General features: G+C 60.8%; 23 protein-coding genes. 9 read left to right on the top strand and 14 right to left on the bottom strand.

Translation table 11 applies throughout. From position 1 onward, the window contains the following. Positions 1 to 4: 4 nt before the first annotated feature. The 4 genes from cysN to HV822_RS12850 all read right to left on the bottom strand — a co-directional run bounded on the left by cysN (position 5) and on the right by HV822_RS12850 (position 4,380). Positions 5 to 1,912, bottom strand: coding sequence for a sulfate adenylyltransferase subunit CysN (gene cysN, locus HV822_RS12865; protein ID WP_238870571.1), 1,908 nt, complete (start codon positions 1,910 to 1,912; stop codon positions 5 to 7). 77 nt (positions 1,913 to 1,989) lie between these two features. Further along, the gene (locus HV822_RS12860; protein WP_238870570.1) at positions 1,990 to 2,340 is read right to left on the bottom strand and encodes a four helix bundle protein; all 351 of its coding nucleotides are present in this window, start codon (positions 2,338 to 2,340) and stop codon (positions 1,990 to 1,992) included. A 39-nt stretch (positions 2,341 to 2,379) separates the two neighbouring features. Continuing rightward, positions 2,380 to 3,282: a sulfate adenylyltransferase subunit CysD gene (gene cysD, locus HV822_RS12855; protein WP_083729065.1), complete on the bottom strand. Its 903-nt coding sequence runs from the start codon at positions 3,280 to 3,282 to the stop codon at positions 2,380 to 2,382. A 339-nt stretch (positions 3,283 to 3,621) separates the two neighbouring features. Next, the gene (locus HV822_RS12850) at positions 3,622 to 4,380 is read right to left on the bottom strand and encodes a Nif3-like dinuclear metal center hexameric protein (protein ID WP_238870569.1); all 759 of its coding nucleotides are present in this window, start codon (positions 4,378 to 4,380) and stop codon (positions 3,622 to 3,624) included. A 181-nt stretch (positions 4,381 to 4,561) separates the two neighbouring features. On the opposite strand from HV822_RS12850, the gene HV822_RS12845 reads away from it, so the two are divergent. After that, positions 4,562 to 5,668, top strand: coding sequence for a S1C family serine protease (locus HV822_RS12845; RefSeq protein WP_238870568.1), 1,107 nt, complete (start codon positions 4,562 to 4,564; stop codon positions 5,666 to 5,668). A gap of 10 nt (positions 5,669 to 5,678) precedes the next feature. Here HV822_RS12845 and hisC read toward each other — a convergent pair whose 3' ends face one another. The 10 genes from hisC to HV822_RS12795 form a co-directional block, all read right to left on the bottom strand. Then, positions 5,679 to 6,734 carry a histidinol-phosphate transaminase gene (hisC, locus tag HV822_RS12840; RefSeq protein ID WP_238870567.1) on the bottom strand — a complete coding sequence of 352 codons (1,056 nt, stop codon included), beginning with the start codon at positions 6,732 to 6,734 and terminating at the stop codon, positions 5,679 to 5,681. Positions 6,735 to 6,834: 100 nt separating this feature from the next. Continuing rightward, positions 6,835 to 8,145: a histidinol dehydrogenase gene (gene hisD / locus HV822_RS12835; protein WP_238870566.1), complete on the bottom strand. Its 1,311-nt coding sequence runs from the start codon at positions 8,143 to 8,145 to the stop codon at positions 6,835 to 6,837. Positions 8,146 to 8,189: 44 nt separating this feature from the next. After that, complete coding sequence (gene hisG, locus HV822_RS12830) at positions 8,190 to 8,831, bottom strand: ATP phosphoribosyltransferase (RefSeq protein ID WP_238870565.1); 642 nt, start codon at positions 8,829 to 8,831, stop codon at positions 8,190 to 8,192. Between the two features lie 12 nt (positions 8,832 to 8,843). After that, the gene (murA, locus tag HV822_RS12825; protein ID WP_238870564.1) at positions 8,844 to 10,109 is read right to left on the bottom strand and encodes a UDP-N-acetylglucosamine 1-carboxyvinyltransferase; all 1,266 of its coding nucleotides are present in this window, start codon (positions 10,107 to 10,109) and stop codon (positions 8,844 to 8,846) included. A 21-nt stretch (positions 10,110 to 10,130) separates the two neighbouring features. Beyond that, positions 10,131 to 10,370: a BolA family protein gene (locus tag HV822_RS12820; protein ID WP_238870562.1), complete on the bottom strand. Its 240-nt coding sequence runs from the start codon at positions 10,368 to 10,370 to the stop codon at positions 10,131 to 10,133. Between the two features lie 51 nt (positions 10,371 to 10,421). Further along, complete coding sequence (locus tag HV822_RS12815) at positions 10,422 to 10,739, bottom strand: STAS domain-containing protein (protein ID WP_238870561.1); 318 nt, start codon at positions 10,737 to 10,739, stop codon at positions 10,422 to 10,424. Beyond that, positions 10,736 to 11,365: an MlaC/ttg2D family ABC transporter substrate-binding protein gene (locus HV822_RS12810; RefSeq protein WP_449555752.1), complete on the bottom strand. Its 630-nt coding sequence runs from the start codon at positions 11,363 to 11,365 to the stop codon at positions 10,736 to 10,738. Before HV822_RS12810 ends, HV822_RS12815 begins: the two co-directional genes overlap by 4 nt. 42 nt (positions 11,366 to 11,407) lie before the next feature. Further along, positions 11,408 to 11,872 (bottom strand): outer membrane lipid asymmetry maintenance protein MlaD, encoded by a 465-nt coding sequence (gene mlaD, locus HV822_RS12805; RefSeq protein ID WP_238870556.1) that lies wholly within the window; start codon positions 11,870 to 11,872, stop codon positions 11,408 to 11,410. A 19-nt stretch (positions 11,873 to 11,891) separates the two neighbouring features. Continuing rightward, positions 11,892 to 12,671 carry a lipid asymmetry maintenance ABC transporter permease subunit MlaE gene (gene mlaE / locus HV822_RS12800; RefSeq protein WP_238870554.1) on the bottom strand — a complete coding sequence of 260 codons (780 nt, stop codon included), beginning with the start codon at positions 12,669 to 12,671 and terminating at the stop codon, positions 11,892 to 11,894. Beyond that, complete coding sequence (locus HV822_RS12795) at positions 12,668 to 13,486, bottom strand: ATP-binding cassette domain-containing protein (RefSeq protein ID WP_238870553.1); 819 nt, start codon at positions 13,484 to 13,486, stop codon at positions 12,668 to 12,670. The genes mlaE and HV822_RS12795 overlap by 4 nt, the downstream gene beginning before the upstream one ends. Positions 13,487 to 13,690: 204 nt before the next feature. Here HV822_RS12795 and HV822_RS12790 point away from each other — a divergent pair, with 204 nt between their 5' ends. The 8 genes from HV822_RS12790 to ptsN all read left to right on the top strand — a co-directional run bounded on the left by HV822_RS12790 (position 13,691) and on the right by ptsN (position 19,521). Further along, positions 13,691 to 14,662, top strand: a complete 972-nt coding sequence (locus tag HV822_RS12790; RefSeq protein ID WP_238870552.1) for a KpsF/GutQ family sugar-phosphate isomerase — start codon at positions 13,691 to 13,693, stop codon at positions 14,660 to 14,662. An 8-nt stretch (positions 14,663 to 14,670) separates the two neighbouring features. Further along, a complete protein-coding gene (locus HV822_RS12785) occupies positions 14,671 to 15,192 on the top strand; it encodes a KdsC family phosphatase (RefSeq protein ID WP_238870550.1) in 522 nt (173 codons plus the stop codon). Continuing rightward, positions 15,189 to 15,770 (top strand): LPS export ABC transporter periplasmic protein LptC, encoded by a 582-nt coding sequence (lptC, locus tag HV822_RS12780; protein ID WP_238870549.1) that lies wholly within the window; start codon positions 15,189 to 15,191, stop codon positions 15,768 to 15,770. The genes HV822_RS12785 and lptC overlap by 4 nt, the downstream gene beginning before the upstream one ends. Beyond that, positions 15,757 to 16,314: a lipopolysaccharide transport periplasmic protein LptA gene (gene lptA / locus HV822_RS12775; protein WP_238870548.1), complete on the top strand. Its 558-nt coding sequence runs from the start codon at positions 15,757 to 15,759 to the stop codon at positions 16,312 to 16,314. The genes lptC and lptA overlap by 14 nt, the downstream gene beginning before the upstream one ends. Next, positions 16,311 to 17,036: an LPS export ABC transporter ATP-binding protein gene (gene lptB / locus HV822_RS12770; RefSeq protein WP_238870546.1), complete on the top strand. Its 726-nt coding sequence runs from the start codon at positions 16,311 to 16,313 to the stop codon at positions 17,034 to 17,036. The genes lptA and lptB overlap by 4 nt, the downstream gene beginning before the upstream one ends. Before the next feature lie 93 nt (positions 17,037 to 17,129). Then, entirely contained in the window at positions 17,130 to 18,629 is a 1,500-nt protein-coding gene (locus HV822_RS12765; RefSeq protein ID WP_238870544.1) for an RNA polymerase factor sigma-54, read from the top strand. A gap of 112 nt (positions 18,630 to 18,741) precedes the next feature. Next, the gene (gene hpf, locus HV822_RS12760; RefSeq protein ID WP_083728964.1) at positions 18,742 to 19,050 is read left to right on the top strand and encodes a ribosome hibernation promoting factor; all 309 of its coding nucleotides are present in this window, start codon (positions 18,742 to 18,744) and stop codon (positions 19,048 to 19,050) included. A 12-nt stretch (positions 19,051 to 19,062) separates the two neighbouring features. After that, positions 19,063 to 19,521, top strand: coding sequence for a PTS IIA-like nitrogen regulatory protein PtsN (gene ptsN, locus HV822_RS12755; RefSeq protein ID WP_238870542.1), 459 nt, complete (start codon positions 19,063 to 19,065; stop codon positions 19,519 to 19,521).

Genomic DNA, 19,521 nt, shown 5'->3' with positions numbered 1-19,521 from the left:
CCGATCAGATCAGCTTGCGTTCGCGCAGCAGACCAACCACGCTCGCGACACAGCCTTCCAGATCCAGCTCGGCGGTGTTGAGCACCAGGTCGGCATCGCTCGGCGCTTCATACGGGAAGGAGATACCCGGAATGGTACCTTCGACGTTGGCGGCGTAGATGCCCGAGGGGTCGCGCTGCTGACAGACATCCAGCGGCGTATCCAGGTGCACCAGCAGGCAGCGGTTGCCGAGGATATGACGCGCAGTTGCGCGGCTTTCTTCGGTCGGTGCGACAAAGGCGCCGATGGCGATCAAGCCCGCTTCGTTCATCTGGCGAGCGATGCGCGCGCCCTTGTGCAGGTTCTCGGCACGACCGGCCGCATCCATCGCCAGACCTTTGCTCAGATCCTGACGCATGACCTTGCCGTCCAGCACGTAGCAGGCACGGCCGCCGTCGAACAGCTTGCGTTCCAAGGCGTAAGCAATGCTGCTCTTGCCCGAACCGGAGAGGCCGGTAAAGAGCACGGTAACCGGCTCCTGACCGAAACGCTCAGCACGCTCAGTCGCAGTCACGTGGGCCAGGCGGCCATGGTGACTGCCGCTGGTGTTCTGCCCGTCCTGCGCCTTGGCGACGATCATGCCGGCACCCACAGTGCCATTGGTCATGCGGTCGATAACGATGAAGGCGCCGGAGGTGTGATTGCTCTGATAGTCATCAAAGGCAATCGGTCGCTCCAGCGCGACCTGCACACGGCCGATTTCGTTCAACGCCAGCTCGGCAGCGGGTTGCTGCTCCAGCGTGTTGACGTCGATGCGATGCTGAATACGGGTAAAGGACGCCGGGCTGTAGCTGGTAGCGCGCTTGATGTCGTACTTGCGACCAGGCTGCATGGGCTGCTCGGCCATCCACACCAGCGTCGCTTCAAACTGATCGCCAATCAGCGGGCGGTTGTCTGCGTGGCACAGCATGTCGCCACGGGAGATGTCGATTTCGTCTTCCAGCGTCAGGGTAACCGCCTGACCGGGGCCCGCCTCTTCCAGCTCACCGTCAAAGGTGACGATGGACTTGACGCGGCTGCCCTTGCCGGACGGCAGCACAGTCAGCTCGTCGCCCTTGCGCACAACGCCAGAGGCGATGGTGCCGGCAAAGCCACGGAAGTTCAGGTTGGGGCGGGTGACCAGCTGCACCGGGAAGCGCAGGTCGGTGGTGTTGCGGTCGCTGGCGATCTCAACGGTTTCCAGAATCTCCATCAGCGACGGGCCGGTATACCAGGGGCTACGCTCGCTGCGGTTGACCACGTTGTCACCCTTAAGCGCCGACATGGGCACAAACTGCACCTTGTCACCGTCCAGCAGGTCCAGCCCCTTGGCAAACTGCAGGTAGTCTTCGCGGATCTTGTCGTAGACGGTCTGATCGAAGTCCATCAGGTCCATCTTGTTGACCGCAACCACGATGTGCTTGATGCCCAGCAAGGATGCAATAAAGCTGTGACGCTTGGTCTGGGTCTGCACGCCGTAGCGGGCGTCGATCAGAATGATCGCCAGATCACAGGTAGAGGCACCGGTCGCCATGTTGCGAGTGTACTGCTCATGGCCGGGGGTGTCGGCGATGATGAACTTGCGCTTGGCGGTGGAGAAGTAGCGATAGGCTACGTCGATGGTAATACCCTGCTCGCGCTCGGCCTGCAGACCATCCACCAGCAGCGCCAGATCCACCTCTTCACCCGTGGTGCCGGACTTCTTGGAGTCGCGGGTGATGGCTTCCATGTGATCTTCATAGATCATCTTGGAGTCATGCAGCAAACGCCCGATCAAGGTGCTCTTGCCGTCGTCGACGTTACCGCAGGTCAGAAAGCGCAGCAGTTCCTTGCGTTCATGCTGGGCCAGGTAAGCCAGGATGTCCTGGCTGATCAATTCCGACTGATGCGACATTAGTTCAATCCTGATTCGTGAGCGGAAGGCTGAAGGCTGAAGGCTAGAAGCTGGAAGTCCAGCATCCGCGTTCAACGCTACTCTGTTGTACGACCGATCTGTCTCTGTAAGCCCGTCAGCATGGACGAAATACGCTTGCAACGACCAACCCAGTCTTGACTCAAAGCCCGAGGTATCAGCCCCACCTCTCTGCCAATGTAAATTTGTGTTCTAAGTTCTGAACATGACCCTTTAGCCACATTCAGAAAATGGTACTTTTCCCGGTCGCCGCCTCTGCTCATGCCTTCTGCAATGTTGCTTGGAACGGACAACGATGACCTTGTGATCTGATCCTTGAAACCGTAATCGCGGCAATCTGAAAAGTACTTGTAAACGTCTACCGACAACCTTGCCGACAAGCGCCAAACTTCCAGCTTCTCGAAATCCATTTCTTCTAGCCTCCAGCCTCCAGCCTTCAGCGGCTTTTCCTAGAAATAGCCCTGCCTCTTCTTCTCCTCCATGGACCCGGCCGAGTCGTGGTCGATGACGCGGCCCTGGCGCTCGGAGGTGCGGGTGAGCAGCATTTCCTGGATGATTTCCGGCAGGGTGGCGGCGCTGGATTCGACGGCGCCGGTCAGCGGGTAGCAGCCCAGGGTGCGGAAGCGCACCATCTTCATTTCCGGCGTCTTGCCGTCCAGCGGCATGCGGTCGTCGTCGACCATGATCTGCGAGCCGTTGTACTCGACCACCGGGCGCTCGGCTGCGAAGTACAGCGGCACAATCGGGATGCTTTCCAGATAGATGTATTGCCAGATATCCAGCTCGGTCCAGTTGGACAGCGGGAATACCCTGATGCTCTCGCCCTTGTGCACCTTGCCGTTGTAGATGTTCCACAGCTCAGGGCGCTGGTTTTTCGGGTCCCAGCGGTGGTGCTTGTCACGGAAGGAGTAGACACGCTCCTTGGCGCGGGACTTCTCTTCATCACGGCGGGCACCGCCAAAGGCAGCATCAAAACCATACTTGTCCAGCGCTTGCTTCAAGCCCTGGGTTTTCATCACGTCGGTGTGCACCGCGCTGCCGTGGGTGAAAGGGTTGATACCCTGTGCCACGCCTTCCGGGTTCTTGTGCACCAGCAGGTCAAGGTCCATCTCCTTGACCATCTTTTCGCGGAACTCGTACATCGCCTGAAACTTCCAGCCGGTGTCCACGTGCAGTACCGGGAACGGCAAACGACCCGGGTAAAAGGCCTTGCGCGCCAGGTGCAGCATGACTGCGGAGTCTTTACCGATCGAATAAAGCATGACCGGGTTCTGGAACTCGGCCGCGACTTCACGAATGATGTGAATGCTCTCGGCTTCCAGTTGTTTCAGGTGAGTCAGTTTTTCCAGCATGGTGTACTCGCGTTGAATGGGTAACGGCCCTGCGGCCCAATTCGACTGCCGCGCATTGTATCAAAGGCGATTTTTTATAATAAGCAGCCGATCAAGAACCATCGGCTATATGCATATGAAAAACTGGCTGGAGGCTGGAGGCTGGAGGCTGGAGGCTGGAGGCTGGAGGCTGGAGGCTGGAGGCTGGAGGCTGGAGGCTGGACAAGATAGATCCGAGATAAAGCTTGGCAAACAGAATTTGCAGAAAATAAAAGCTGATAGTCACAACAGCTCGGACCGCTTCAAGCCTCCAGCCTTCAGCCTTCAGCGGCTTTTCCTGCGGCTCAGCGCTACGCGCTGCTAGACCGGATTATCAATATCGATAAACCGATGCTCCAGCCCAAACGTAACCGCCAAATGTTCGCCCAACGCTTTGGCGCCGTAACGTTCGGTGGCGTGGTGGCCGGCGGCGTAGAAGTGGATGCCGTTTTCGCGGGCGGCGTGCACGGTGGGCTCGGACACTTCGCCGGTAATAAAGGCATCGACACCCAGCGCAATAGCTTTGTCGATGTAGCCTTGGGCGCCGCCGGTGCACCAGGCGATGCGCTTGACCGGGCGGTCGTGGCCGGCAATAAACAGCGGTTCACGCTGCAGCCGCTCGGCCAGCTGCGCGGCCAAGGCTTCGCCGCTGCAGGGCGTGGGCAGCTCGCCAGTAAGCCCGACCGAACGCGGATTACTCGGTTCAAGGCCGCCGGTAATCTGCCAGCCCATCAGTCGTGCCAGCTGCGCGTTGTTGCCCAGTTCGGCATGTACATCCAGCGGCAGGTGGTAGGCCATGAGGTTGATATCGTGCTGCAGCAGGGCCTTCAAGCGGCGCTGCTTGATACCCACCACCGCTGCCGCCTCGCCGCGCCAGAAGTACCCGTGGTGCACCAGCAGCAGGTCTGCCTGGGCTGCGACCGCCGCGTCCACCAGGGCCTGACTGGCAGTCACACCGCTGACGATACGGCGTATCTCGCGATTGCCTTCAACCTGCAGCCCGTTGGGGCAATAGTCCTGAAAGCTGTTACTGTCGAGCAGCTCATTGCAGTAGCGCAGCAGTGTGTCGCGTTCGACCATGGGGGCCTCCAGTTAGGTTGATGATGGGCGGGTCATTGTCCGGTGTCCGACGAGCGGTTACAAGGCGGGGGTGATCGACCACCCCAGTGCGCACCTCAGCCCTGCATTATCTGTCCCGAGTCCGTATAATGCCGCAGGATTCGACCGCCAGCGGTCAGCACCAACGACGAGCAGGGTTTTGATGAAAGAACTGTTACGCACTATGGGTTGGCCTGTGGTCTGCGGCGTGCTGCTGGCACTGCTGATCATCCAGCAGTTCCCCGAGTGGCTTGGCCTGCCGGCGCATGACATTGTCCTGCGCGAGGTTTCCGAGCCGCGCTCAGGTATGGGTTTGGTGTCTTACAGCCGCGGGGTTGAGCGGGCCGCCCCTGCCGTTGCCAACATCTACACCAGCAAGGCCGCCGATGGCGCCATGCGCGACTACTCCGACAGCCTGAGCAGCCCTAACCCAACGCAGTCCAGCCTGGGTTCGGCAGTCATCCTCAACCCCGAGGGTTATCTGCTGACCAACAACCACGTGATTGCCGGCGCCGATGAAATTCAGGTCGCCCTGAAAGATGGCCGCGAGGCTCTGGCCACCGTGATTGGCGCAGATCCGGAAACGGATCTGGCGGTGCTCAAGATCGACCTGCCCAACCTGCCCTCTATCACCATTGAGTCACGCGAACAGCAGCGCATTGGCGACGTGGTCATGGCGATCGGCAACCCCTTCGGGCTGGGGCAGACCGTTACCATGGGCATTATCAGCGCCACCGGCCGCAACCAGCTGGGGCTCAATACCTATGAAGACTTTATTCAGACCGATGCGGCCATTAACCAGGGCAACTCCGGCGGCGCGCTGATTGACGCCGAGGGCAACCTGATCGGCATCAACACCGCCATCTTTTCCCAGGCTGGCGCAGCGCAAGGTATCGGCTTCGCCATTCCCGTACAGCTGGCCGTTGAGGTGATGCAGGCGATCATTCAGCACGGCCACGTGATTCGCGGCTGGCTCGGCGTGGCGGTACAGCCGATGACGCCAGAGTTGGCCGAGTCCTTCGGGCTGGAAGTCAGTCAGGGCATTGTGGTGACCAGCCTGTACCGCAACGGCCCGGCGTGGAACGCCGGCCTGCTGCCAGGCGATGTGATCCTGCGCATCAATGACCAGCCGACCACCAGCGGCCGACAAGCCATGAATCAGGTGGCGCGCGCCAAGCCGGGTGACAGCATTGAGCTGGAGGTACTGCGCAGCGGCCAGCCAGTCAACCTGCGTGCCGAGGTGGCCGTGCGCCCCTCCTTCCAGAACTGACGCTTCGCGCTTAAAGCACCTCGTCCAGCGCCGCCAGCAGTGCCTTGTTCTGCGCTTCGGTGCCGATGGTGATGCGCAGAAACTGCTCGATGCGCGGCAGACGGAAGTGCCGCACAATAACGCGCCGCTCCCTTAGCCCCTGCGCCAGCTCCGCAGCATCACGCTGGCGGTGCCGCGCAAATACGAAATTGGCCTGCGACGGCAGCACTTCAAAACCGCGCTCAAGCAAGGCTGCCGTGAGACTGTCGCGGCTGCGAATCACTGCCTGGCGGGTCTGGTTGAACCAGCTCTGATCCTGAAACGCGGCAACCGCGCCGACAATCGCCAGGCGATCCAGCGGGTATGAATTGAAGCTGTTCTTGATACGCTCCAGCGCCTCAATCAGATCTGCATGCCCAACCGCCAGCCCCACCCGCAGGCCCGCCAGCGAGCGAGACTTGGACAGGGTCTGGGTGACCAGCAGGTTGGGATAACGGTCCACCAAAGTGATTGCCGTTTCAGCGCCAAAATCGACGTAGGCCTCATCCACCACCACCACCGAATCCGGATTGGCGTCGAGAATCTGCTCAATCTGCTCCAGTGCCAGCGCCACGCCGGTCGGTGCATTTGGGTTGGGGAAAATGATGCCGCCATTGGCCTTGCGGTAATCCGCCGGGTCAATGCTGAAATCCTCGCGCAGCGGCTGCGGCGCAGGCTCGATGCCATACAGGCCGCAATAGACCGGGTAGAAGCTGTAGGTAATATCCGGATACAGCACCGGGCGACCATGCTGGAACAACCCGTGAAAGATGTGCGCCAGCACCTCATCCGAGCCGTTGCCAACGAACACCTGTGCGGTGTCCACACCGTAGTAGCGGGCAATCTCGTCTTTCAGGGCATCGGCGTTGGGCGCCGGGTACAGGCGCAGGCTGTCATTGAGTTCCGTCTGAATGGCATCCACCACCCGCGGCGACGGCCCATAGGGATTCTCATTGGTGTTGAGCTTGACCAGGTTCTCGACCTTGGGCTGCTCACCCGGCACATAGGGCACCAGGTCGTTGACAAAGGGACTCCAGAAACGGCTCACGGGACACTCCAGAAATCCGCTTGAGGCTCAAGGCTAGAGGCTGGAGGACTTGGCTCTGGAGTAGCCCTTCCAGCCTTCAGCCTACAGCCTACAGCGGCTGTTAGGGTTTGATTCTGTATTCCGCGCTGCGCGCGTGGGCGGTCAGGCTTTCGCCACGGGCGAGTACTGAGGCGGTCTTGCCAAGCTCGGAGGCACCTTCGGGGGAGCAGAAGATGATCGACGAGCGCTTCTGGAAGTCATAGACGCCCAGCGGCGAAGAAAAACGCGCGGTGCCGGAGGTCGGCAGTACGTGGTTGGGGCCGGCGCAGTAATCACCCAGTGCTTCCGGGGTATAGCGGCCCATAAAGATGGCGCCGGCATGACGCACCTGCGGCAGCAGCGCCTCGGGGTCAGCAACGGACAGTTCCAGGTGCTCTGGCGCGATGCGATTGGTCAGCTCGCAAGCCTGAGCCAGGTCGTCCACCTTGATCAGCGCGCCGCGATTTTCCAGCGACACGCGGACGATGGCATCACGCTCCAGGTCGCCGATCAGGCGATTGAGGCTGGCCTCCACGGCGTCGAGAAAATCGGCGTCCGGCGAGAGCAGAATGGATTGGGCGTCTTCGTCGTGCTCGGCCTGGGAGAACAGGTCCATGGCAATCCAGTCCGGATCGGTCTGGCCATCACAGACCACCAGAATCTCGGAGGGGCCGGCAATCATGTCGATACCTACCTGACCGAACACGGCGCGCTTGGCAGTGGCCACGTAGATGTTGCCCGGCCCGACAATCTTGTCGACCTGCGGTACGCTTTCCGTGCCGTAAGCCAGTGCCGCCACGGCCTGCGCGCCGCCGATGGTAAATACGTGGTCGACTCCGGCCAGACAGGCCGCCGCCAGCACCAGCTCGTTGATCTCGCCACGCGGGGTCGGCACCACCATGACCACTTCCGGCACGCCGGCGACCTTGGCGGGAATGGCATTCATCAACACCGAGGACGGGTAAGAGGCCTTGCCGCCCGGCACATACAATCCGACGCGATCCAGCGGCGTGATCTGCTGGCCCAGCACGGTGCCATCAGCCTCGGTGTAGCGCCAGGAATCCTGACGCTGGTGCTCGTGGTAGCTGCGCACGCGCTCGGCGGCAACGGACAATGCCTCGCGCTGCTCAGGCGTGATGCGCTCAAGTGCCAACTCCAGGCGCGCACGATCAAGAATCAGGTCCGCCATACTGTCTACAGACAGGCCGTCAAAACGCTCGGTGTACTCGACCAGCGCTGCGTCGCCATTGGAGCGAACAGCAGCAATAATTTCCTCAACGCGGTCATTGACCGCCTTGTCCGACACCCCTTCCCAGGCCAGCAAGGTGTCCAGATGCGCGGCAAAATCGCTCTGATTGGCGTTCAGACGGGCGATTTTCAACGGCGTACTCATAAGGATACCTTCACGAAAACAGGGAAACGGGTTCAGGGTGAGACTCAGGCGCTGCGGCGTTCAACGGCCTCGGCCAGCAAATCAATCAGGCTCTTGATACGCGCATGCTTCATCTTCATCGAAGCCTTGTTGACGATCAAGCGCGAACTGATCATGGCGATCAGGTCCTGCGGCTCCAGGCCGTTGGCCTTGAGCGTATTACCGGTGTCGACCACGTCGATGATCTTGTCGGCCAACCCTACCAGCGGCGCCAGCTCCATGGAGCCGTACAGCTTGATCACGTCAACCTGACGGCCTTGTTCGGCATAGTAGCGGCGCGCAACATTGACGAACTTGGTGGCGACCTTCAAGCGACCGGTCGGCTCCGGTGCATCCACCGGGCCTGCGGTCATCAGCTTGCAGTTGGCAATTTTCAGGTCCAGCGGCTCGTAGAGGCCCTGACTGCCATATTCCATCAGCACGTCCTTACCAGCCACGCCCAGATCAGCGGCGCCATGTTCGACGTAAGTCGGCACATCGGTCGCACGCACAATCAGCAGACGGACGTTCGGGTCGGTAGTCGGAAAAATCAGCTTGCGGCTCTTTTCCAGATCCTCGGTCGGCTCGATCCCCGCCTCTTTGAGCAGCGGCAGGGTGTCGTCAAGGATGCGCCCCTTGGACAGGGCAATGGTCAGGGTCTGGCTCATGAATACTCTCTGTTAGGCCGGTACGCGGCGAATGATACCGCCAAGCGCCTGCAGCTTCTCTTCAATACATTCGTAACCGCGGTCGATGTGGTAGATGCGGTCTACCATGGTGTCGCCATCAGCCACCAGGCCGGCGATCACCAGGCTCGCCGAAGCGCGCAGGTCGGTAGCCATCACCGGGGCAGCCTTGAGCTGCTCGACACCGGTGATAATGGCGGTGTTGCCCTCCACCAGAATGCGCGCACCCATGCGGTTCATTTCCTGAACGTGCATGAAGCGGTTTTCAAAGATGGTCTCGATCACGGTGCCCGTACCTTCGGCCACCGTATTCATGGCGACAAACTGCGCCTGCATATCGGTCGGGAAGGCCGGATAAGGCGCGGTTTTCAGGTTGACGGCGCGCGGGCGATTGCCCTTCATATCCAGCTCGATCCAGTTTTTGCCGGTATCAATATGGGCGCCCGCTTCTTCCAGCTTGAGCAGCACTGAATCCAGAATGCCGGCGTCAGTGCCCTTGAGCTTGACGCGGCCGCGGGTAGCAGCGGCTGCAACCAGGAAGGTGCCGGTTTCAATGCGGTCGGGCATGACCGAGTAACGTGCACCGTGCAGGCGCTCCACGCCGTGTACGGTGATAGTGTCGGTGCCATGACCACTGATCTGCGCGCCCATGGCAATCAGGCACTCGGCCAGGTCAACGACCTCAGGCTCACGCGCGGCGTTCTCGATAACCGTCTTGCCCTTGGCCAGCGTGGCCGCCATCAGAATGTTCTCGGTACCTGTGACGCTGACAACGTCAAACAGGAAGTGCGCACCGCGCAGGCCACCCTCTGGCGCCTTGGCCTTGATATAGCCCCCATCTACCGTGATCTCGGCACCCATGGCTTCCAGGCCACGAATGTGCAGGTCAACCGGGCGCGAGCCGATGGCACAGCCGCCGGGCAGCGCTACTTCGGCCTGACCAAAGTGGGCGACCATCGGGCCGAGCACCAAAATGGACGCACGCATAGTCTTGACCAGCTCGTATGGGGCAACCAGTGTTTTGATGCTGGTCGGGTCTACCTCAACCCCTAGGCGCTCATCTACCACCGGCTGCACACCCATGCGGCCGAACAACTCCAGCATGGTGGTGATGTCATGCAAGTGCGGCAGGTTGGAGATGGTGACCGGCTCATCCGCCAGCAGCGTGGCAGCGAGGATCGGCAAGGCCGAGTTCTTGGCGCCGGAAATCCAGATTTCCCCGTCCAGGCGGTTGCCGCCGGTGATGACTAGTTTGTCCATTTGCGGTAGCTGCTCCAAGCCTCAGGCGCGCGACGCCCAGGCCTCTTGGGTGTAGAACTTCATGGTAACGGCGTGAATACGACCGTCGGCAATATAGGGGTTCAGCAGTGCATAGACCTGCTGCTGGCGCTTGACCGGCGAGAGCGCCGCCAGCGTATCGCTGATCAGGTTGAGCTGGAAGTTGCAGCCCTCGCCTTCGACTTCTACCCGGGCATCGGCCAGGCTGCTTTCGATCAGCGTTTTGACTTCGGTTGATTGCATCTTACTGGTAACTCCTTGCGGCGCAGCGCGACTGCACTGCGCCCTGTTCGATTAGGTTGAGGCCGGGGTGTGTTGCTGCAGCCAGTCCTCCAGACCGCAGACCCGCGCCATGCTCTGCACACCCGCTGGCAACGCGCGTAGCTGAAGCCCTCGCCCGTTGCGGCTGGCCTGTTCGGCGGCGCGCAACAGCAGCGACAGCGCGACGCTGTTGGCCTGGGTAACCTGGGCAAAATCCAGTACCAGTGCTCCCTGGCCCTGCGCAGCGGCATCGAGCAGCTGCTCACGCAGCGCCGGCGCGCTGTCAAAATCCAGCGCGCCGTGCAGCTGCACTACGCCATCAGCGTCCACCTGCAGGCGCGCCTGACTCACTGCTCGGTCTCTTTTTCAACGGTTTCGCGGGACTGGGCAACCACGCTACCCCAGTTGTCGATAACCGCATCCAGATCGTTGCGATGGGTTTTCATCGCCTGGGCAAACTGGTCGCGGAACAGCAGACCGATGTTGATGCCTTCGACAATCACGTTACGCACCTTCCACTGGTCATTCACCAGTGACAGGGTGTAGGTGGCCGAGTAAACCTGGCCGTTACCCGCCTTGACCTGCATGTCTACACTGGCGCGATCCGGGCGCGGCTCGCGGTTGCTGGCCGGCAGTACCGTAATTTCACCACTCTGGAAGTCCAGCAGCGCGTTACCGTAGAACTGCACCATGCTGCGCTTGAAGGTGTCGATAAAGCGCTGCATCTGCTCGTCTGTCGCGCTGCGGCTGTAGCGCACGGTCATTACGCTGCGCGCGATGCCGTCAAAGTCGACCACCGGCTCCAACACCTCGTTGAGACCTTGGGTGAAGGCATCCACATCGTTGCGATAGGTTTCCCGGTTGGCATCCAGCACGGCCATGACCTTGTTGGACGTATCCTCAACAATCTGCTGAGGCGTGGCATTGGCCTGCGCCAGGGCCGGCACTAGCAGACCCAGGGCAACGATGGCATTGATGATAAAACGCATAACTAGTCTCTCCTGAAAGGCCGACCGGAATCAGTCGTCCTTGCTTACTGTATTGAGCAGGAACCGGCCAATCAGTTCCTCCAGCACCAGTGCCGACTGGGTATCGTACAGCTCGCTGCCATCAACCAGCAGCTCATCATCGCCACCCACAGAGATACCCACGTACTTCTCGCCCAGCAGTCCGGCGGTCAGGATAGAGGCCGTGCTGTCGGCCGGCAGGGTATCTACATTGCTGTTGATCGACAGGTCAACCCGCGCGGCGTAGCGGTTCTTGTCAAAGACAATCGCAGTGACCTGACCGATGGTGACACCCGACATGGTGACCTTGGCGCGCGGCGTCAGCCCCGCCACGTTGTCGAAATAGGCGTGCACACTGTAGGTGCTGCCAGCGCTGCTGGTCGTCAGACCACTGACACGCACCGCCAAAACCGCCAGCGCGAGCAGGCCGGCAAGAATAAAGACGCCGACAATCAGTTCCAGGTTACGGGTACGCATGGGCATGTTCCTTGGCTAATCAAAACATCAGTGCAGTCAAAATGAAGTCCAGCCCCAGCACGGCCAGCGAGGCATAAACCACGGTGCGCGTGGTCGCCCGGCTGATGCCCTCGGAGGTCGGCTCGCAATCGTAGCCCTGAAACACGGCGATCCAGGTCACGACAAAGGCAAACACCACGGCCTTGATCAGGCCGTTCAATACGTCATCAACAAACTCGACCGAGTTCTGCATGTTTGACCAGTAGGAGCCGGAATACACACCCAGCCAGTCAACCGCTACCAGAGCGCCGCCCCAGATACCCACTACGCAGAACACCATAGCCAGTAGCGGCATGGAGATAAAACCGGCCCACAGGCGCGGTGCAATCACATACTTGAGCGGGTCAACGCCGATCATTTCCATGCTCGACAGCTGCTCGGTGGCCTTCATCAGACCAATCTCGGCGGTCAGCGCCGAGCCGGCCCGGCCGGCGAACAGGAGCGCAGTGACCACCGGCCCCAACTCACGCAGCAAGGTCAGGGCTACCATCTGGCCAACCGCCTGCTCCGAGCCGTAGCCGGACAGGATGTTGTAACCCTGCAGCGCCAGCACCATGCCGATAAACAACCCCGACACCACGATAATCGCCAGCGACAGCACACCGACAGCGTGCAGCTGCTTGACCAACAGCGCCCAGCCACTGCCGAAGCGCGCCCGGCCAAACAGCGCATTGACCAAAAACAGGCCAGAACGCCCCAGTGCGGCCAACGTATCCAGCCCTGCCCGTCCGAGCAGTACCACCCTGTCGAGCAGGCTCACGCGTCTTTCTCCGTCTGCAGCAAATCCTGCACATAATCCTGTGCGGGAAAATGGAAGGGCACCGGACCGTCCGGCTCGCCCTGCATAAACTGGCGAATGCGCGGACTCTCGGAGTTCATCAGTTCATCCGGCGTACCCTGCCCCAGCACCTGCCCATCACCCACCACGTAGAGGTAATCGGCGATGCTGGCAGTTTCGGCCAGATCATGGGACACCACGATGCTGCTCAATCCAAGCGCATCGTTGAGCAGCCGAATAAGTCGTACCAGCACCCCCATGGAGATCGGGTCCTGGCCGACGAAAGGCTCGTCATACATCATCAGTGCCGGGTCGAGGGCAATGGCCCGCGCCAATGCAACCCGGCGCTTCATGCCACCGGACAGCTCGTCGGGCATCAGGTCACGCGCACCACGCAGACCAACGGCCTGCAATTTCAGTAACACAATGTCACGAATCATGTCCTCGGGCAGGTCGGTATGCACCCGCAGCGGGAAAGCGACGTTCTCGAAAACATTCAAATCAGTAAACAGGGCGCCGCTCTGAAACAGCATGCCCATGTCCTGGCGGGCGACGAACAGCTGCTCGCGACCCAACTCGGGAATATTCTGGCCATTCACCCAGATCGAACCGCTGTCCGGGCGCAGCTGCGCGCCAATCAGGCGCAGCAGCGTGGTCTTGCCGCAGCCGGAGGGGCCCATGATGCCGGTCACCTTGCCGCGCGGAATGCGGATATCAACATTGTCGAAAATCACCCGGCTACCACGCCGAAAGGTGATGTTCTGCAATTCAACAATGTAATCCGATGCGTCATTCATGGGGTGCCAAAGCCTTTAAGGGTCGCGCCCCATCCCAGGGCAAAATCAAGCCGCGTAATATAGCAGAGCGCCGAGAGCAGCCCAAGCGACGAATCGACAACTACCCTGAACCGGGGATAAACATACGCAAGCCGTTGTCGATGGATGAGTTGGCAGGGACAAACCGCTATACTTGCCGGCTCAGTGATCACCGACAGGCACCCCATGGCCGAATTTGACTACATCGCTTCCGCTCGCCGCACCATCAGCATGGAGCGCGACGCCGTTGACTCCCTACTGCAGCGCCTGGCCGAGCCTTTCAGCACTGCCTGCGCGACCCTGCTGGCCTGCCGTGGCCGCGTGGTGGTCACCGGCATGGGCAAATCCGGCCACGTTGGCCGCAAGCTGGCGGCGACCCTGGCCAGTACCGGCACACCCGCGTTTTTTGTGCACCCCGGTGAAGCCAGCCACGGCGACATGGGCATGATTACCGCCGAAGACGTGGTGATTGCCCTGTCCAACTCCGGCAACACGGCCGAGGTCGTGACCCTGCTGCCGCTGATCAAACGCCTTGGGGCGCCATTGATCAGCCTGACCGGCAACGCCGAGTCCACCCTGGCGCAAGCCGCTGTCGCCAACCTGGACACCGGCGTCGAGCAGGAAGCCTGCCCGCTCAACCTGGCCCCGACCTCCAGCACCACCACAGCTCTGGTCATGGGCGACGCCCTGGCGATTGCCCTGCTCGAAGCACGCGGTTTCAGCGCCGAAGACTTTGCCTTCTCACACCCCGGCGGCAGTCTCGGCCGACGCCTGCTGCTGCTGGTCGATGACATCATGCATGGTGGAGACAGCATGCCGCTGGTCGGCCCGCAAGTGCCGCTGCGAGACGCCCTGCTGGAAATGACCCGCAAGGGTCTCGGCCTGACCGGCATCGCCGATGAGCACGGCGCCCTGATCGGTATTTTCACCGACGGTGACCTGCGCCGCACCCTGGATCAGAATATCGACTTTCAAAGCGTGCGCATCGGCGACCTGATGACCCGCGGCTGCAAGACCGCCCGCGCCGGCATGCTCGCGGCCGAGGCACTGAAGATAATGGAAGACGCCCGCATCAACGGCCTGTTTGTCGTCGACAGTGAAGGCCGACCGGTGGGCGCCCTGAACATGCATGACCTGCTGCGTGCAGGCGTAGTGTGAGACTTGCTATGGATAACCTGACCCAACGTGCCAAGGCTATCCGCCTGGCCATTTTCGACGTTGACGGCGTACTCACCGACGGGCGCCTGTACTTCATGCCCGATGGCACCGAGTTCAAATCGTTTAACACGCTGGATGGTCACGGCATCAAGATGTTGATGGCCTCCGGCGTGGAAACCGCCATCATCAGCGGCCGCAAGTCACCCCTGGTCGAGCGGCGCGCCGCCAACCTGGGCATCAAGCACTTGATCCAAGGGCGTGAAGACAAACTGACCGCACTGAATGAGCTACGCCAGATCATCCCGGTCGAAATGCACGAAATTGCCCACTTGGGCGATGACCTGCCGGACCTGCCGGTGATGCGCCGGGTTGGCCTGGGCATGGCCGTTGCCAGTGCCGACGCCTTTGTCCGCGAGCACGCCCACGGCGTTACCCGCGCGATGGGCGGCGCCGGTGCCGCGCGCGAGTTCTGCGAACTCATCATGCGCGCCCAGGGCACCCTCGAGCAGGCACAGGCAGCCTACCTGTGAATCTCGGGCTGCCGCGCTACCTCACCCTTGGCCTGCTACTGGCCGCCAGCGCCGCGCTGGCCCTGGCCATGGGCTACTGGAACATCCGCCCAGCCAGCTTTACCCCGGCGGACGTCGAGCGCGATAACGCCCGCCCCGACTTTTATATAGACAACGCGCGCATCCAGATGCTGGATGAGCAAGGCCAGGTCGCCTACCGACTGACTGCCGAGCACGCCGTACACCAGATTGAAGATGGCAGCACCCGTCTGCAGCAGCCCGAGCTGCTGTTTTATCGCGGTGACAACCCCACGCCCTGGCTACTCAAGGCCGCTAACGGGCTGGTCACCGAAAAAGGTGATCGCGTGGATCTTGATACCGACGTCCTGCTGCAGCAGCAACCCGAGGGGCAGCCTCAGCGCCAGCTCACCACCTCGGCACTGACGCTGTTTCCGCGTCGCGACTACGCCGAAACCGATCAAAGCGTTAGAATCGAAGCCGCTCGCAGTGTCACTACTGCCGAAGGCATGCAATTATTTCTCAATGACGGCCGCCTGCAGCTGCTGTCCACCGTAAGAGGCCAATATGAGGTGCGTTAACCCCCTCCTTGCCCTGACCCTGCTGGCCGGCTGCGCCACGCACGCCCTGGCATTGCCGAGCGACAGCAGTCAGCCGATTCGCATCCAGGCTAATTCAGCCACGCTGGACGACAAGCGCAACACCGCCGTTTATACCGGTAACGTGATCATAACCCAGGGCAGCATGCGCCTGACCGGTGGCCGCGTGACGCTCAGCACCAATGCCAACGGCGAGCTGAACACCATGGTCACCCACGGCAGTCCAGCGACCTATCAGCAGACCCCAGAGGCAGAAAAGCCACCGGTCAAGGCACGTGCGCAAACGATCGAATACCACGCTGATCGCGAGACCATCATCCTGATTCAGGACGCCTTTCTGGAGCAGTCAGGCAACACCTTTCAGGGCGACTACGTCAGCTATGACATTCCGCGCCAGGTGGTCGATGCGGGCCGTGGCGGCGAAAGCGCCAGCGGCGGCCAGAGCGGCGGCGGACGTATCGAGATTGTGATCCAGCCGCGCAGCCGCAGCAACGACAGCAGCAACGAAGAGCCTGCCACACCATGACCACCCTGCACGCCCAACACCTGGCCAAGGCTTACAAGGCGCGCAAGGTTGTGCGCGATGTATCGGTCTCCATCGACAGCGGCCAGGTGGTCGGCCTGCTCGGCCCCAACGGCGCCGGCAAGACCACCTGTTTCTACATGATTGTCGGACTGGTCAAGGCAGACCAGGGCACGGTCACCATCAACGGTAAAGACGTTACCCGTCTGCCCATGCACGGTCGCGCCCGCGAGGGTATCGGCTACCTGCCGCAGGAAGCCTCGATCTTTCGCAAGCTGACGGTGGCCGAAAACATCATGGCCATCCTCGAAACCCGCAAGGACCTGAACCGTCAGGCTCGAGAAGGCAAGCTGGAGTCGCTGCTGCGTGAATTCCACATTCATCACCTGAGCGACAGCCTCGGCATGAGCCTGTCCGGCGGTGAGCGTCGCCGCGCGGAGATCGCCCGTGCGCTGGCCACCGACCCCAGTTTTATCCTGCTGGATGAGCCCTTTGCCGGCGTAGACCCAATCTCCGTTGGCGACATCAAGCAGATCATCCAGCACCTCAAGAACAAAGGCATCGGCGTACTGATCACCGACCACAACGTACGCGAGACCCTGGATATTTGTGACAAGGCCTACATCGTCAACGATGGCCACATCATCGCCGAAGGTGATGCCGAGACAGTACTGGCAGACCAGACAGTGAAAGATGTATACCTGGGCCATGCCTTCCGGCTATAAAAGCCCCCGTATTTCAGGCATGCTACCGGCAAATAGACATCAGCATGTCTAAACCAACGGTTTGAACTAGCGCACAAGGTATTTCGCAACACAATGAAACCCTCGCTCGTCCTCAAGATGGGGCAGCAGCTGACCATGACACCTCAGCTGCAGCAGGCCATCAGACTGCTTCAGCTGTCCAGTCTCGACCTCCAGCAGGAGGTGCAGGAGGCGCTGGAAGCCAACCCCATGCTAGAGATGGCCGACGAGGGTGACGACGATTACAGCAGCAACGCCAGCCAGGAAGGTGGCGACGATGATGCGCCAGCGGTCACCCTGCCTGAACCGGTCTCCATGGACTCCATCGACCAGCACACCCAGGGCGACCAGGAAGGCAACTGGAACGAAGCCATCCCCAGTGAACTGCCGGTCGACACCCAATGGGAAGACGTTTACCAGACCTCCGCCAGCTCCCTGCCCAGCCAGGATGACGAAGACTGGGACTACACCTCGCGCACCGGTACCGGCGAAACCCTGCAAAGTCATCTCGAATGGCAGCTCAACCTGCTGCCAATGTCCGAGACGGACTACCAGATTGCCACCGCCCTGATCGACGGCATCAACGCCGACGGCTACCTCGAAGAATCGCTGGAAGACATCCTCGCCTCGCTACCCGCAGAGCTTGAAGCCGAGCTGGACGAAGTCGAGATGGTGCTGCACCGCATCCAGCAATTCGAACCGGTCGGCGTAGGCGCCCGTGACCTGCGCGAATGCCTGCTGCTGCAGATTCGCCAGTTGCCGGACGACACCCCCATGCTGGAACAGGCCACCCGCGTCGTCCGCGACCACCTGGAGCTGCTCGGCAACCGCGACTTCACACAGTTGATGCGCCGCAGCAAGCTGAAGGAAGACCAGTTGCGCGACGCCATCGGCCTGATCCAGACACTGAACCCGCGCCCCGGCTCGGAAATCGCCTCAGGCGAAGCCGAATACGTGATTCCCGACGTCATCGTGCGCCGCGATAGCCACCGCTGGGTGGTCGAGCTGAATCAGGACGCCGTACCCAAGGTACGGGTCAATGGGCACTACGCCTCCATGGTCCGCCGCGCCGACTCCAGCGAAGACAACACCTACCTGCGCAACAACCTGCAGGAGGCCCGCTGGTTCATCAAGAGCCTGCAAAGCCGCAACGAAACACTGATGAAGGTGGCCACCCAAATCGTCGAACATCAACGGGGCTTTCTTGAGCATGGCGAAGAAGCCATGAAGCCGCTGGTACTGCACGACATCGCCGAAGCGGTGGGCATGCACGAGTCGACCATCTCGCGGGTAACCACGCAAAAGTACATGCATACCCCGCGGGGTATTTTTGAGCTCAAGTACTTCTTTTCCAGTCACGTCGGGACCAGCGAAGGGGGTGAATTCTCATCCACCGCGATCCGCGCACTGATCAAGAAGCTGGTGGCAGCAGAAAACCCAAAGAAACCATTGAGCGATAGCAAGATCGCTGGTTTACTGGAGGAGCAGGGCATCGAAGTTGCCCGCCGGACCATCGCAAAGTATCGCGAGTCGCTCAATATCGCGCCATCGAGCGAACGCAAGAGACTGGTCTAGCGCCCACTGACCGTCATTGGTCAGGGCAAGGATCCAGTTCAGGGATCATGCAGTGGCACCACCGGGTGGCGGACGATCACCCTGCAACAACAAGCCAATCAGGAGACGCCGTATGCAACTGAACATTAGCGGTCACCAACTCGACATCACTGACGCACTGCGCGATTACGTCACTGAGAAAATGGCCCGTCTGGAGCGGCATTTCGACAAAATCACCAACGTACAAGTCACCCTTGAGGTCGAGAAGCTGCGGCAGAAGGCCGAAGCCACCCTGCACATCGCCGGTGGCGAGGTGGTTGCTCTGGCCGAGCACACCGATATGTATGCAGCCATCGACATGCTGACCGACAAGCTTGATCGCCAACTGATCAAGCACAAGGAAAAGCACATAGACCGCCAGCAAGGCGCCAACGTCCGATAACTCCGCGCCAACATGCAAATTGACCACATCCTGACCCCTGAACGCACCTTCTCCGGCGTTCAGGGCGGGTCCAAAAAACGTGTGCTGGAGCTGATCGGCAAACTGGTTGCCCAGCACACAAACCTGGATCCAGACGCTATCTACGAAAACCTGATCGCCCGCGAGAAGCTCGGCTCCACCGGCTTCGGCAACGGCATCGCGATTCCCCATTGCCGTATTGAAGACTGCCACCAGGCCATTGGCGCACTGCTGCAGCTAGACGGCAAAATTGATTTTGACGCCCTTGATGGCCAGCCGGTAGACCTGATCTTCGTGCTACTGGTGCCTCAGGAAGCGACTGAACAGCACCTGCAGATCCTCAAGATGCTGGCCGGCAAGCTCGACAAGGCAGAGCTGCGCGACGCCCTGCGCGCCGCACCCGACGCCGAGGCACTGTTCAACGTCATGGTCAACGACAGCGACGGAGGCTGA

The organism is Halopseudomonas maritima, from assembly GCF_021545785.1.
GTDB lineage: Bacteria > Pseudomonadota > Gammaproteobacteria > Pseudomonadales > Pseudomonadaceae > Halopseudomonas > Halopseudomonas maritima.
This window is presented reverse-complemented; position numbering and strand designations above follow the sequence as displayed.